Annotated in this window: 12 protein-coding genes and 1 pseudogene; 3 read left to right on the top strand and 10 right to left on the bottom strand. The window is 66.4% G+C overall.

Annotated features, from left to right (window positions below):
* Positions 1-9 precede the first annotated feature (9 nt).
* The 4 genes from QZM67_RS17515 to QZM67_RS17500 form a co-directional block, all read right to left on the bottom strand.
* A complete protein-coding gene (locus QZM67_RS17515) occupies positions 10-1,401 on the bottom strand; it encodes an alkaline phosphatase (RefSeq protein ID WP_043178797.1) in 1,392 nt (463 codons plus the stop codon).
* A gap of 32 nt (positions 1,402-1,433) precedes the next feature.
* The gene (locus QZM67_RS17510) at positions 1,434-2,870 is read right to left on the bottom strand and encodes an alkaline phosphatase (RefSeq protein ID WP_301805244.1); all 1,437 of its coding nucleotides are present in this window, start codon (positions 2,868-2,870) and stop codon (positions 1,434-1,436) included.
* A 154-nt stretch (positions 2,871-3,024) separates the two neighbouring features.
* Positions 3,025-3,615, bottom strand: a complete 591-nt coding sequence (locus QZM67_RS17505) for a class I SAM-dependent methyltransferase (RefSeq protein ID WP_043178798.1) — start codon at positions 3,613-3,615, stop codon at positions 3,025-3,027.
* 227 nt (positions 3,616-3,842) lie between these two features.
* On the bottom strand, positions 3,843-4,826 hold the full coding sequence (locus tag QZM67_RS17500) for an aldo/keto reductase (RefSeq protein ID WP_301805240.1): 984 nt from the start codon (positions 4,824-4,826) through the stop codon (positions 3,843-3,845).
* A gap of 119 nt (positions 4,827-4,945) precedes the next feature.
* On the opposite strand from QZM67_RS17500, the gene QZM67_RS17495 reads away from it, so the two are divergent.
* The gene (locus QZM67_RS17495; RefSeq protein ID WP_301805237.1) at positions 4,946-5,863 is read left to right on the top strand and encodes a LysR family transcriptional regulator; all 918 of its coding nucleotides are present in this window, start codon (positions 4,946-4,948) and stop codon (positions 5,861-5,863) included.
* Positions 5,864-5,941: 78 nt separating this feature from the next.
* On the opposite strand, the gene QZM67_RS17490 is transcribed toward QZM67_RS17495, so the two are convergent.
* The 3 genes from QZM67_RS17490 to QZM67_RS17480 all read right to left on the bottom strand — a co-directional run bounded on the left by QZM67_RS17490 (position 5,942) and on the right by QZM67_RS17480 (position 8,974).
* On the bottom strand, positions 5,942-6,382 hold the full coding sequence (locus QZM67_RS17490) for a GNAT family N-acetyltransferase (protein WP_301805234.1): 441 nt from the start codon (positions 6,380-6,382) through the stop codon (positions 5,942-5,944).
* 106 nt (positions 6,383-6,488) lie between these two features.
* On the bottom strand, positions 6,489-8,210 hold the full coding sequence (gene poxB, locus QZM67_RS17485) for a ubiquinone-dependent pyruvate dehydrogenase (protein ID WP_301805230.1): 1,722 nt from the start codon (positions 8,208-8,210) through the stop codon (positions 6,489-6,491).
* Between the two features lie 236 nt (positions 8,211-8,446).
* Positions 8,447-8,974 carry an Lrp/AsnC family transcriptional regulator gene (locus QZM67_RS17480; protein WP_301805227.1) on the bottom strand — a complete coding sequence of 176 codons (528 nt, stop codon included), beginning with the start codon at positions 8,972-8,974 and terminating at the stop codon, positions 8,447-8,449.
* Between the two features lie 164 nt (positions 8,975-9,138).
* Between QZM67_RS17480 and mdeB the strand changes: the two genes are divergently transcribed.
* Positions 9,139-11,856, top strand: coding sequence for an alpha-ketoglutarate dehydrogenase (gene mdeB / locus QZM67_RS17475; protein ID WP_301805224.1), 2,718 nt, complete (start codon positions 9,139-9,141; stop codon positions 11,854-11,856).
* 125 nt (positions 11,857-11,981) lie between these two features.
* On the opposite strand, the gene QZM67_RS17470 is transcribed toward mdeB, so the two are convergent.
* Complete coding sequence (locus QZM67_RS17470; protein WP_175022763.1) at positions 11,982-12,482, bottom strand: Lrp/AsnC family transcriptional regulator; 501 nt, start codon at positions 12,480-12,482, stop codon at positions 11,982-11,984.
* Positions 12,483-12,679: 197 nt separating this feature from the next.
* On the opposite strand from QZM67_RS17470, the gene QZM67_RS17465 reads away from it, so the two are divergent.
* The gene (locus QZM67_RS17465) at positions 12,680-13,696 is read left to right on the top strand and encodes a 1-aminocyclopropane-1-carboxylate deaminase (RefSeq protein WP_301805216.1); all 1,017 of its coding nucleotides are present in this window, start codon (positions 12,680-12,682) and stop codon (positions 13,694-13,696) included.
* Between the two features lie 254 nt (positions 13,697-13,950).
* Here the strand turns inward: QZM67_RS17465 and QZM67_RS17460 are convergent, their stop codons facing one another.
* Both QZM67_RS17460 and QZM67_RS17455 read right to left on the bottom strand, forming a co-directional pair.
* Positions 13,951-14,010, bottom strand: coding sequence for a hypothetical protein (locus QZM67_RS17460; protein ID WP_301805365.1), 60 nt, complete (start codon positions 14,008-14,010; stop codon positions 13,951-13,953).
* 121 nt (positions 14,011-14,131) lie between these two features.
* Positions 14,132-14,296, bottom strand: a pseudogene (locus QZM67_RS17455) (WecB/TagA/CpsF family glycosyltransferase); the annotation flags it as partial.
* Positions 14,297-14,370: the final 74 nt, after the last annotated feature.

The raw sequence follows: 14,370 nt of genomic DNA, 5'->3' as shown, positions 1-14,370 counted from the left end.
TCAACGGACTCAGAAACCGAACGCCGAGCGCACGAGACCGAACACCTTCGTGTTGTCGATCGTGCCCTTGAACGCCTTCGCGTCCGCGCCGTCGGCGAACAGCATCACGTCGCCGCCGCCGTGCGTCTCCGAGCCCGCGCTGCCCATCCGCACGCCGACTTCCTGCAGATACGCCTCGTTCGTCGCCGTGGCCGAATCGACCGACGCGCGCACGTTCGGCCGGTTCGCGCCGTTGCCGAACACCAGCGTCGTGTAGGTGTTGCCGTCGGCGTCCTTGCTCGGCTGGCCGTCGCGATAGTTGCGGCTGATATCGAGAATCGGGTTGCCGCGCTTCGAATAGCCGTTGATCGTCATCGTGTGGTCGTGGTCGGCCGTCACGACGATCAGCGTGTTCGACAGGTCGACCTTCGACAGCGCGACGCGGATCGCTTCGTCGAATGCCACCGTGTCTTCGAGCGCGCGCTTCGCGTTGGTGCCGTGCAGCGCGTGATCGATCCGGCCGCCCTCGACCATCAGGAAGTAGCCGTTCGAATTCTTCGACAGCACGTCGATCGCCTTCGACGTCATCTCGGCGAGGCTCGGCTGCGACGGCCCTTCGCCCTTGCCGGCCACGCGGTCGAGTTCGTATTCGAGATGGCTCGTCGAACTGAACAGGCCGATCAGCTTGCCGTTGCCGGCCTGTGCGAGCTGATCCCGGGTCGCGACGACGGTGTAGCCCTTCGCCTTCATCTCGTTGAGCAGGTTGCGCCCGTCCGCGCGGCCGCGCTTGTTGGCCACCGGATCGAACGGCGTCCAGTGATTGCGGCCGCCGCCCATCAACACGTCGACGCCGTCGCCGAGTGCCGCGTTGTAGCCCGCGCCGCCCGGTGCCGCCTGCGCGGCGATGTCGTACTGCGCATCGCGATGGCAGATGTGCGAATAGGTCGCGGCCGGCGTCGCGTGCGTGAGTTCGGTCGTCGTGATCGAGCCGACCGCCTTGCCGCGTGCCTTCGCGAGTTCCAGCAGCGTCGCAACCGGCTGGCCGTTGCCCGGCGCGCAGTTGTTGACGGTCTTGTTGCCGTTGGCGTCGTTGCCCGGCGCGACCGCGCGCGTGTCGGACGACATCGACAACACTTCGTTGTTCATCTTCACGCCGGTCATGTACGCGGCCATCGACGGCGCGCTGTCGGTCGTCTGCGCGTCGTTCGAGAAGGTCTTGACGCGCGCGGTGCGGGCCAGCTTCTCCATCGTCAGTTGTCCCGACTCACCGACCTTGTAGATCCGGCTCGCCGTCACGGTCGTCGGCCCCATGCCGTCGCCGAGAAAGAAAATCACGTTCTTCGCCTGGCCGGCGGCTTGCGCCGCGCCGCATGCGAAACCCGCGACGGCCAGCGCCGCCGCGATGCACTTGATGGTCGACATCCTGTATTCCCCTGTACCCGTATGGTCGGCGCTCACAGCTGCACCGCGTTGCGCACCAGCTCGAAGACCTTGTTGTTCTCGATCACGCCGTGGAACGCATCCGCGCCGCGGCCGATCGCACCGAGAAACACATCGGTGCCGCCGTGCGTCTCGTTGCCCTTGTCCATCCGCACGACCGCCTCCTGGCGATAGTCGTCGGCGCCCGTCACCGCATCGGTGAGCGCGGTGCCCGCGCGGCTGCCCTGCACGCGGTTCTCGCCGTTGCCGAAGCCGATGATCGTGTACGGCGCGCCGTCCGCGTCCTTCGCGACCGTCCCCGTCTGGTAGTTGCGCAGCACGCCCAGTACGCCGGGCTTGCCTGCTTCGGTCTTGCCGGTGCGCGCCGCATAGCCGTTCAGCACCAGCGTATGGTCGTGGTCTGCCGTGACGACGATCAGCGTGTTCTTCAGGTCGGGATCGGTCTTGCGCACCTTGTCGATCGTGGCCTTGATCGCGTTGTCGAACGCCACCGTGTCCTGCAGCGCGCGCTTCGCATTGGTGTCGTGCAGCGCGTGGTCGATCCGGCCGCCCTCGACCATCAGGAAATAGCCGTTCGGGTTCTGCTGCAGCACGTCGAGCGCGCGCGTCGCCATGTCGCTGAGGCTCGGCTCCTTGGTCGCGCCGCGGTCGAGGTCGTAGCTCATGTGGCTCGACGAGAACAGGCCGACCAGCTTGCCGCTCTTCGTCGCATCGGCGGCCAGCAGGTCGTCGCGGTTCTGCGCGAACGCATAGCCCTTCGCCTTCAGCTCGTTGACCAGGTTGCGGCCGTCGGTGCGCTTGCCGCCACCATCCTTCGGCACGAAGAATTGCGTGCCGCCGCCGAGCACGACGTCGACGCCGTTGCCCAGCGCGCCGTTGTAGCCCGCGCCGCCCGGCACGAGCTGCGCGGCGATGTCGTTCTCGGCGTCGCGATGGCACACGTGCGCGTATGTCGCGGCCGGCGTCGCATGCGTGACACGCGTGGTCGTCACGACGCCGGTGGCCAGCCCCTGCGCCTTCGCGATCTCGAGCAGCGTCGTCGCCGATTTGCCGTTGTTGGTGCCGCAGTTGCCGGTGAGGCTCGCGGTCGGCTCGATCGCCTTCGTGTCGGGCGACATCGAGATCACTTCGTTGTTGGTCTTGACGCCGGTCATGTATGCCGACATCGACGGTGCGCTGTCCGTCACCTGCGCATCGTTGGAGTAGGTCTTTACGAACGCGGTTTCGGGCAGCGAGTCGATCGTCAGCGCGCCGTCTTCACCGACCGCATAGATGCGCGCGGCCGTCATCGTCGTGATCCCCATGCCATCGCCGAGGAAAAAGATCACGTTACGCGCGGCGAGCGGCGTCGTGGGGCCGGGCGCCGTGCTGGTCGGGTCGTCGTCGCTGCCGCATCCGGCCAGTGCAAAGGCGCCCGCACACAGCAGCGCCGCCATTTTGATTCGATTCATGTTGCCGGTTCTCCCCGCCGTTGATGCTTTCGAAATGAAAGGCGATGGTAGGAACCTGATGTGACGGCAATATGAATGCTAATTGGAAGGATTGGAAGGATTTATGAAAGGTGACGGCGAGGCGCCACGGTCGGGCGCCTCGCGTGCAGCGGCGTCATTCCGCATGTTCGGCTGTGACGTTGCGCACGGTCACGATGCGCGCAGGCGGAATGTTTGCCCAGACGATCCGGCTGCCACTGGCAACAAATGCCGAATCGCCCAGCGGATGACGGCCGGGCGGCCGCAGGTCGTACGTGAACTGAATCATCACGCCATCGGCCGACAGCACGCGATGGCACTGATCGATGATCGCCGTCACGTCCTGACGCGGCAGCGTGCGCAACGGCAGGCACGACACGATCGCGTCGACGCGCGCATCGGGCGGCAGCAGCCGCTCGAGCTGCCGCGCGTCGCCCGACACGATCGAGATGCCCGGAAAGCGTCGCCGCAGATGCTGGACGAACGCCGGCGAACGCTCGACCACGACGAGGCGCCGTGGCGCGACGCCGCGTTCGAGCAAAGCCGCGGTGATCGCACCGGTGCCGCCGCCGAGCTCGACGACCAGCCCGTCGCCGTCCGGCACCGCGTCGGCCATCTCGCGTGCCAGCTGCCGCGAACTCGGGCACAACGCGCCCACCGAGGCCGGACGGCCAACCCACTCGCGCACGAACAGTGCCGAGACACGCCACGCGTTCGGCCACATCATGGGCAGCCCTTGAGCGGTTGCGCTGTCGGCCGCGACGTGCCGATGGCTTCGTTGAACAGGGCTACGGCGACACGGGGCTTTGGCATGCGCATCCTCCTGGACGAATCGGTCCGTCGCAGGAAGAGCGACGTTCAAATCGATTCTAGGAAACACAAACTTAAGACGACGTGAAGATTGTCCCTGATTCCGCTGATCAATTCGTGCCCGATCGTCCGCCGGATGCCCGATCAGCGATCGATACGCTGCTGGAAGTGCGCGGGATAGCGTTCGCCGACGATCCTGATCTGCTGCAGCGCGGTTTCGATCGCGGCGAGATCGTCGGCCGTCAGCACGACGGCGGCCGCGCCCACGTTCTCGTCGAGCCGGTGTAGCTTCGTCGTGCCCGGGATCGGCACGATCCACGGCTGGCGGGCCAGCAGCCAGGCCAGCGCGATCTGCGCGCGCGTCGCGCCCTTGTCGGTCGCGATCCGGCCGAGCAGGTCGACGAGGCCCGCGTTCGCCTTGCGGTTTTCCTCGGAGAAACGCGGCACGACATTGCGGAAATCGTTCTCCGCGAACGTCGTATTCGCGTCGATCGCGCCGGTCAGGAAACCTTTACCGAGCGGGCTGAACGGCACGAAGCCGATCCCGAGTTCCTCGAGCGTCGGCAGGATCCGCGCCTCCGGCTCGCGCCACCACAGCGAATACTCGCTTTGCAGCGCGGCGACCGGCTGCACCGCGTGCGCGCGGCGGATCGTCTGCTCACCGGCTTCCGACAGCCCGAAATGCGCGACCTTGCCTTCTTGGATCAGGTCCTTGACCGTGCCGGCCACGTCCTCGATCGGCACGTTCGGATCGACGCGATGCTGGTAGAACAGGTCGATACGATCGACCTTCAGCCGCTTCAACGCCGCATCGGCCACGTCGCGGATATGCGACGGCCGGCTGTCGACGCCCTTCATCGGCTGGCCGTCCTCGAAACCGAACTTGGTGGCGATCACGACCTGGTCGCGAAACGGCGCGACCGCCTCGCCGACCAGTTCCTCGTTGACGAACGGGCCATACGCTTCCGCCGTGTCGAAGAACGTGACGCCGCGCTCGAACGCGGCGCGGATCAGTGCGATGCCGCTCGCCTTGTCGGTGGCGGGGCCGTAGCCGTAACTCAATCCCATGCAGCCGAGCCCGATTGACGAGACTTCGAGGCCGCTCTTACCCAGCATGCGCTTTTGCATGACGTTCTCCTGCTGAAGATGAAAAGGATCGACGGGATGCCGAGGAAGCCAGTGTAGGTTGATGGATACTGCTCAACAATCGGCGTACCCTTTCATGCGTTACTGAGGAAAATTCACAAATGCTCCGCACCGGTATCGGCGAACTGACGACCTTCATCACGATCGCGGAGCAGCGCAGCTTCAGCGGCGCGGCGCGCATCCTGGGCGTGTCACCGTCGGCGCTGAGCCATGCGGTGCGCCACCTCGAGGCGCGGCTCGGCGTGCGCCTCTTCAACCGCACCACGCGCTCCGTTGCGCTGACGGAGGCCGGCGAGCAGTTGCTGCTGCGCGTGCGGCCCGCGGTGGCCGATCTCGAAGATGCATTGAACGACGCGGCCACCGCCCGCAACCGCCCGTCCGGCCAGATCCGGATCAGCGCGTCGGAAGCGGCGGCGCGCCCGCTGATCCGGCATGTGCTGCCCGCGTTCGTCGCCCGCTATCCGGACATCCACGTCGAGTTCGTCACCGATTCGCGGCTGATCGACATCGTCGAGCACGGCTTCGACGCCGGCATCCGGGTGCACGAAGACGTGCCGCGCGACATGATCGCCGTGAAATTCGGCGACACGATCCGCTTCGTCGCGGTGGCGTCGCCCGACTACCTGTCGCGGCACGCACCGCCGGCGCGTCCGCAGGATCTCGTGCAACACCGATGCATCCGCTACCGGTTCGAAAGCGGCGCGCTCTATCGATGGGATCTGATCCGCAAGGGCAAGCGGGTCAGCGTGGATGTCGACGGGCCGATGACGCTCGGCAACCAGGGGCTGATGATCGAGGCCGCGCTGGCCGGTATCGGCATCGCGTGGGTGACGCAGTCGCGCGTGGCCGATCACGTCGCCGCCGGGCGGCTCGTGCAGGTCTTGCCGGAATGGGGCCAGGATTTCGGTGCGCCATGCCTCTACTATCCGGCGAACCGGCATCCGCCGGCGGCGCTGCGGCTGTTCGTCGAAGCCGTGCGCGAGTGGGTGGCTACCGGGCGCGAAGCGGCACCGGCCTGAGCGCAGCACGCGCACGCGCACCGGAACATCCCCACAGCCGATGCCGCGCCACGCGGCACACGGCACCTGCTCGCACGCTTAACGCGTGGCACGCATCAGGATATTCGCGAACGGCAAGCCCTCATCGTCCTCGTCGCGCCGCGAAATGTCCTCGAAGCCGAGTCGCGCGTAAAACGCGCGGGCATCGCGATTGTCGGCGTACACCTCGAGATCGAGCGTGCCCTTGAGCGCGAGCGCATGCTCGACCAGCGCGCGGCCGATCCCGTGGCCCAGCATCGACGGCGCGACGAACAATCCGCCGATCGTCCCGTCGAGCAGGCCGATGAAGCCGACCGGCTCGCCGGCACGACATGCGACCCAGGTTTCCGCGTTGGGGAGATAGATCGCTTCGATCAGCGTGCGCTGCTCGCGCAGCCGCGCCTCGCCGAGAAACGGATGTGCGAGCAGCGATGCGTCGAACCAGATGGCCGACAGCGTGTGCAGGTCGGATGCCTCGTAAGCGCGAATCTCGATTGCCATGTTTTCGTGTTGTTCAATTCGTCGTGCGGGGACGAACGCACCCCGCTGCGTTCGTCGATGCGGTACGCCGCGCGCGCTGCCCAAAGCAGCGCTGCGCGGCGCCGTTTCACCGCAAGTTGGTTCTGGCGAGCTCGACGATCTCGTCGCCGCGCCCGCTGAGGATCGCGCGCAGCATGAACAGGCTGAAGCCCTTCGCATGCGCGAGTTCGATCTTCGGCGGCATCGCGAGCTCGTACTTCGACGTGACGACGTCGACCACCGCCGGCCCGTCGTGCGCGAACGCCATGCGCAGCGCTTCCTCGACGTTCTCCGAATGCTCGACGCGCACGCTGAAGATGCCCGCGCCCTTCGCGATCGCCGCGAAATCGGTCGGACTCAGGTCGACGTTCGTATCGAGATAGCCGGCCGCCTTCAGTTCCATCGATACGAAGCCGAGCAGGCTGTTGTTGTACACGACGATCTTGATCGGCAGCTTGAGCTGCCGCGCGGTGAGCAGATCGCCGAGCAGCATCGACAGCCCGCCGTCGCCGGACAGCGACACGACCTGCCGCCCCGGATGCGCGCCCTGCGCACCGAGCGCCTGCGGCATCGCGTTCGCCATCGAGCCGTGATTGAACGAGCCGTGCAGTTGCCGCTTGCCGTTCATCGTCAGGTAGCGCGCGGCCCACAGCGTCGGCGTGCCGACGTCGGCCGTGAAGATCGCATCGTCAGCGGCAACTTCGTCGACGATCTTCGTCAGGTACTGCGGATGAATCGCGCGGCCCGGCGGCTCGGCCACCGCGAGATCGTCGAGCCCCTTGCGGGCGGCCGCGTAGTGCTTCAGCGCATTCTCGAGGAAGCGCCGCTGCGTCTTGCGCGTGAGGCGCGGCAACAGCGCCGCGATCGTTTCCTTCACGGTGCCGACGAGGCCGAGCGCGAGCGGCGCGCGATGGCCGAGTTGCGAGCCCTTCCAGTCGATCTGCGCGACCTTCGCGTTCGTCGGATAGAAAGGCCGGTACGGGAAATCCGTGCCGAGCATCAGCAGCGTGTCGCACGATTCCATCGCGTGATAGCCCGAGCTGAAACCGATCAGCCCCGTCATCCCGACGTCGAACGGGTTGTCCCATTCGACGAACTGCTTGCCGCGCAGCGCATGCACGACCGGCGCGCCGAGCGTGTCGGCGAGCGCGACCACTTCGTCGTGCGCGCCTTGCGTGCCGCTGCCGCACAGCAGCGTGACCGCGTCGGATCCGTTGAGCAGCGCCGCGAGCCGGTCGAGATCGGCGTCGGCCGGCAGAATCGACGGCGGTGACGACTCGCTCCACGCAGGCAGCTCTTCCGGGCCGTCGCCGAGCGCGATATCGCCCGGCAGCACGATCACCGCGACGCCGCGCTCGTCGATCGCGGTGCGCATCGCGCGTGCGAGCACGCGCGGAAACTGCGACGCGTTCGTCACGAGTTCCGCGAAGTGGCTGCACTCGCGGAACAGTTCCTGCGGATGGGTTTCCTGGAAGTAGCCGAGGCCGATCTCGGTCGACGGAATGTGCGCGGCGATCGCGAGCACCGGCTGGTGATTGCGGTGGCAGTCGTACAGCCCGTTGATCAGGTGCAGGTTGCCGGGGCCGCAGCTGCCCGCGCACACCGCGAGCCGCCCGGTCGACGCCGCATCGGCGCCGGCCGCGAACGCGGCGCTTTCCTCGTGCCGCGTATGCATCCAGCGGATCGAGCCGATCTGGCTCAGGCTGAACGACAGGCCGTTCAGGCTGTCGCCCGTCACGCCCCAGATGCGCTCGACGCCTGCTGCCGCCAGCGTCTTCGCCAGGTATTCCGCCATCGTCTGTCTTGCCATGACGCCCTCATTCGTTGATTGACCGAGACATGCATGAACCGTCCGCGCATCCGCACGCGCCGCCGCCCGGACGAGCATACGCGCGTTGCCCGCTCGACGTCGTGGCCGTGCGAACGATCCGACTGACGTATGAGGGGCGTTCGCGCGATTCGTTCGATGCGCGGTGCGCGTACGTTCGCGCGTCATCGATTCGTCACCGCGGCGTCAGCCGATGGACAGCTCGACGGCCGGCGCGCTCAGCTCCAGTCGGACGCCGCTTCGTCCGGATCGACGAGCGTGAGCCCCGCCGCCGGCAGCGGCAGCGCGGTCTTGTAGCGCACCTGCTTCAGCGCGAAGCTCGACCGGATGTTCGACACGCCGGGAATCGTCGTCAGCCGCTCGATGATGAAGCGCTCGAGCGTGCGCATGTCGGGCATCACGACGCGCAGCAGGTAATCGGCGTCGCCCGACATCAGGTAGCACTCCATCACCTCGGGCCGCTGCGAAATCGCTTCCTCGAAACGCTGCAGCGCATCCTCGACCTGCTTTTCCAGGCTGACCTGGATGAACACGTTGATCCGCAGCCCGAGCGGCTCGGGATCGAGCAGCGTGACCTGCTGCCGGAACAGCCCGAGCTTCTCCAGCGCGCGCACGCGGTTGAAGCACGGCGTGGCCGACAGGTTCACCGCCTTCGCGAGTTCCGCGTTCGTGATCCGTGCGTTCTGCTGAAGCTGGTTCAGGATGCCGATGTCGATGCGGTCGAGCCGCCGCGGGTTCGCGCTCATGGTCTAAATATTCCTGAAGAGTGGACGTAACCGGAATATTTACACTATCCAGACCAGAAATCCCAATGAAATCAGACGCATATTTTGCGGATCGGCGGGTAGCATGATCCGACCGATTGCCACTGATTGCGCGCCGCCCCGACCCGGCGCGCGGGAGACCTGCGATGACGGACCTGTCGAACGGAATCGACGCCACGCGGCGCGCGGGCCTCGCGCACGCCGATGCCGACCCTGAAGAAACCGCCGAATGGCTGGAAGCGCTCGACGCGGTCGTCGCGCACGTCGGCAAGGATCGCGCGCAGTTCCTGCTCGACCGGCTCGGCGCCCATGCGCACATCCGCGGGCTTGCGGCGTCGCGTGGGGCCGTCACGCCGTACGTGAACACGATCGCCGCACACGAGCAGCCGCCGTATCCGGGCGATGCCGATCTCGAAGAGCGGCTGTCGGCCGCGCTGCGCTGGAATGCGCTCGCGATGGTCGTGCGCGCGAACCGCGCGTACGGCGAACTCGGCGGACACATCGCAAGCTATGCATCGGCGTCCGACCTGTTCGAAGTCGGCTTCAACCATTTCTTCCGCGCGGCAACGCGTGAAGGCAGCACGGGCGGCGACCTCGTCTACTTCCAGCCGCATTCGTCGCCGGGCGTCTACGCACGCGCGTATCTCGAAGGCTTCCTCGACGAGGAACACCTGAAGCACTACCGCCGCGAAATTGCCGGTCCCGGCCTGTGTTCGTATCCGCACCCGTGGCTGATGCCCGACTTCTGGCAGTTCCCGACCGGCTCGATGGGCATCGGCCCGATCAACGCGATCTACCAGGCGCGCTTCATGCGCTACCTGCAGCATCGCGGCCTCGCGAACACCGCGAACCGCACCGTGTGGGGTTTCTTCGGCGACGGCGAAATGGACGAGCCCGAATCGCTCGGCGCGCTGTCGCTCGCCGCGCGCGAGGGCCTCGACAACCTCGTGTTCGTGATCAACTGCAACCTGCAGCGGCTCGACGGCCCGGTGCGCGGCAACGGCCGCGTGATCGACGAACTCGAAGCGCTGTTCGCCGGCGCCGGCTGGAACGTGATCAAGGTATTGTGGGGTTCCGACTGGGATCCGCTGTTCGCGCGCGATCACGCGGGCGCACTTGCCCGTGCGTTCGCCGACACCGTCGACGGCCAGTTCCAGACCTTCTCCGCGAACGACGGCGCATACAACCGCGCACGCTTCTTCAGCCGCGACCCGGCGCTCGACGCGCTCGCCGCGCAGCTCACCGACGCGGAGATCGACCGCCTGCGCCGCGGCGGCCACGACGCACGCAAGCTGCACGCCGCCTATGCACGTGCGCTCGCCCATCGCGGCCAGCCGACCGTGGTCCTCGCGAAGACGATGAAGGGTTACGGGATGGGCGCGGCCGGCCAGGGGCGGATGACGACCCACCAGCAGAAGAAGCTCGACGTCGACGACCTGAAAGCGTTCCGCGACCGTTTCCGGCTGCCGCTGTCGGATCACGACGTCGAGCAGCTCACGTTCTACAAACCGGCCGAAGACAGCCGCGAGATGCGTTACCTGCATGCTCGCCGGGCTGCCCTGGGCGGCTATCTGCCCAGAAGGCGGATGGCGGCATCGCAGGGGCTGACCGTCCCGCCGATGCCGGCCTGGGGTGCGTTCGCGCTGGACGCGGCGAATCGCGAGATGTCGACGACCATGGCGCTCGTGCGCATGCTCGCCGCACTGCTGAAGGATCCGGCGCTCGGCCCGCGCGTCGTGCCGATCGTCGCGGACGAAGCGCGCACGTTCGGGATGGCGAACCTGTTCCGGCAGGTCGGCATCTACTCGCCGCTCGGGCAGCGCTACGAACCCGAGGATCTGGGCTCGATGCTGTACTACCGCGAGGACACGCGCGGCCAGATTCTCGAGGAAGGGATTTCGGAAGCTGGCGCGATCTCGTCTTGGATCGCTGCCGCGACCGCGTACAGCGTGCACGACCTGCCGATGCTGCCGTTTTACATCTACTACTCGATGTTCGGCTTCCAGCGCATCGGCGACCTGATCTGGGCCGCCGCCGATCAGCGCTCGCGCGGCTTCCTCGTCGGCGCGACGTCGGGCCGCACGACGCTCGGCGGCGAGGGCCTGCAGCACCAGGACGGCAGCAGCCATCTCGCGGCTTCGACGATCCCGAACTGCCGCGCGTACGATCCGGCGTTCGCGTACGAAGTCGCGACGATCGTCGATGCCGGCATGCGCGAGATGGTCGAGCAGCAGCGCGACGTCTTCTATTACGTGACCGTCATGAACGAGAACTACGCGCAGCCGTCGATGCCCGACGACGCGGCCGCGCGACGCGAAGGCATCCTGAAGGGCATGCACCGGCTGCCGTCCTGTTCGAACGCAACGGCACGCGTGCAATTGCTCGGCGCGGGCGCGATCCTCGGCGAGGTACTCGCCGCGCAGCGGATGCTGACGGATGAATGGGGCATCGATGCAGACGTGTGGAGCGTGACGAGTTTCAGTGAACTGCAGCGCGACGGGATGGAGGCCGAGCGATTGTCACGACTTGGTGCAGTGGCGAACGAGCCGTATGTCACGCGGATGCTTGAATCGACGCAAGGCCCGGTGATCGCCGCGACCGACTACGTGCGCGCGGTGCCCGAGCTGATCCGCGCGTACGTGCCGCGCCGCTACGTGACGCTCGGCACCGACGGGTTCGGCCGCAGCGACACGCGTGAAGCACTGCGCACGTTCTTCGAAGTCGATCGCGCGAGTATCGTGCTCGCCGCGCTGAAGGCGCTGGCCGATGAAGGCGAGATCGAAGCGGCGGTGGTCCAGGCGGCACGCGAGCGGCTCGGCAAGATTGCGCCATCGCCCGATGGTGCGGCGCCCTGGCAGCGCTGAACGCACCCGCATTCGCCATCACGACACGCTGCCCCTTTCGGCAGCGCCATCCCTCCCTCCCTTTTCCGCCGGGTGTGCCGCCGTAACGCAGCACACCCGGCCGGCCAAGCGTCACGCATGCCGCGCTACAGCGGCAACGCATGCGTCGACAGGATCTCCTTGAGCACCATGAACGAGCGAACCTGCCGCACACCGGGCAGGTAAAGCAGCTGCTCGGCATGCAGCCGGTTGAAGCTGTCGTTGTCGCGTGTGCGCACCAGCATGAAGTAGTCGAATTCGCCGGTCACGACGTGGCACTCGACGCACCCCGACACTTTCTGCGCGGCCTTCTCGAACGCGGCGAACGCTTCCGGCGTCGAGCGATCGAGCACGAAGCCGATCACGACCAGCATCCCGGCGCCGAGCGGCTTCGGGTCGAGCAACGCGACGATGCCGCGGATCAACCCCATTTCCTTCAGCCGCTCGACGCGCCGCAGGCAGGCGGGTGCGCTCAGCTTCACCTTCGCTGCGAGGCTCACGTTCGAGATCGACGCGTCCTGCTGTAGTTGCCGCAGGATCGCGCGGTCGATGCGATCGAGCACCGGTGCGGCATCGGCCGGCGTTGCGCTACCGCGATCTAATTTCATTGCGCCATCCTCCATTTCAGCGAACCGAAATTGTTTATCTCTCGCTCATCTCGTCGATAACGTAGGTCACCGCAATTTTTTTCGCAAGCTCATTTCTCGCGCTTCTGCCTATCATTTTTCTCATCGGAACACGGCCTTCCGGCCGCGACCGATCGATCCGATTTCCCGCCCTGTCCACCGCTTTCCGGAGCCCGCCGATGAACCTGCAACGCTTCCCCCGTTATCCGCTGACGTTCGGCCCGACGCCGATCCAGCCGCTCAAGCGCCTGAGCGCGCATCTCGGCGGCAAGGTCGAGCTGTATTCGAAGCGCGAGGACTGCAACAGCGGCCTCGCATTCGGCGGCAACAAGACGCGCAAGCTCGAATATCTCGTTCCAGACGCGCTCGCGCAGGGGGCGGACACGCTCGTGTCGATCGGCGGCGTGCAGTCGAACCAGACGCGCCAGGTCGCGGCCGTCGCCGCGCATCTCGGGATGAAGTGCGTGCTCGTGCAGGAGCACTGGGTCAACTATGAAGATCCGGTGTACGACCGCGTCGGCAATATCCAGTTGTCGCGGATGATGGGCGCCGACGTGCGGCTCGTATCCGACGGTTTCGACATCGGTATTCGGCGCAGCTGGGAAGACGCGATGGAAAGCGTGCGGCAGGCCGGCGGCAAGCCGTATCCGATTCCGGCCGGCTGTTCCGAGCATCCGCTCGGCGGCCTCGGGTTCGTCGGTTTCGCGGAGGAAGTGCGCGCGCAGGAAGCGCAGCTCGGGTTCAAGTTCGATTACATCGTGGTCTGCTCGGTCACGGGCAGCACACAGGCGGGGATGGTCGTCGGCTTCGCGGCCGACGGACGCGCGGATCGCGTGATCGGGATCGATGCGTCGGCGAAGCCGGAACAAACACGCGAACAGATCACGCGCATCGCGCGGCACACGGCCGAACTCGTCGGCCTCGGCCGCGAGATCGCCGAGCAGGATGTCGTGCTCGACACGCGCTATGCGGGGCCCGAGTACGGGCTGCCGAACGACGGCACGCTGGACGCGATTCGGCTGTGCGCACGGCTGGAAGGCATGCTGACCGATCCCGTCTACGAAGGGAAATCGATGCACGGGATGATCGACAAGGTGCGGCTCGGCGAATTCGAACCGGGGTCGAAGGTGCTGTATGCGCATCTCGGGGGAGTGCCGGCGCTGAGTGCGTATAGCGGGATTTTTCGGGAGGGTTGACGCGGGCGACGGGTGACACGATGCAGGTTGTCCCGCGGCGCAGGCGTCCGGGCTTCCGGTGTCAGGTCAGCAACGGCGCCTGCCGGCCCCCGCGCCGCGCTGCTGACCGCCCCCTGCAAGCCGCTGGAACAAGCACGCTTCCGGCGAGAGCGGATCTACCGGGCATCGACCGCACGCTTTCGTCGACGCAACCGGGATAGGTACGCGCCCGCCAGCATCACCAAGAACCGGCTGTTGGTCGACAGGTAGCGCTTTCACATCCGCCCCGGTTCCTGGATCACGCGCAATACCCACTCCAGGCCGCTGCGCTGCATCCACCGCGGTGCACGTCTCACCTTCCCGGCCACCACGTCGAACGTACCGCCCCGTCACGAAATCGACACCAAGATCCGCTTTCAAGCGATTGATGAAATTTTCCTTTCGCGGCGATGTCATTGCGACGCAAAGCAATCGGGCACCCGACGCACGAATGCACTCGACCATCGAACGCTCATCATCCCAGAAACAGCCGTGATGAACGCCAGCGATCCGTAATTGCGGGTACTTCTCCGAAACCACGACGGAAGCCCGCTGCACCACCGTGGGCGTGGCGCCAAGCATGAAGATCGGCAAACCTTCGTGCCGCGTCAGCTTTCCTTTAAATTAAATAAAAACCGACGTCAATTTTAGGAAGA

Source organism: Burkholderia sp. AU45251 (assembly GCF_030482905.1).
In the GTDB taxonomy this organism is placed as follows: domain Bacteria; phylum Pseudomonadota; class Gammaproteobacteria; order Burkholderiales; family Burkholderiaceae; genus Burkholderia; species Burkholderia aenigmatica.
The sequence above is the reverse complement of the archived record's forward strand: the minus strand, read 5'-3'. Positions and strand labels throughout refer to the sequence as shown.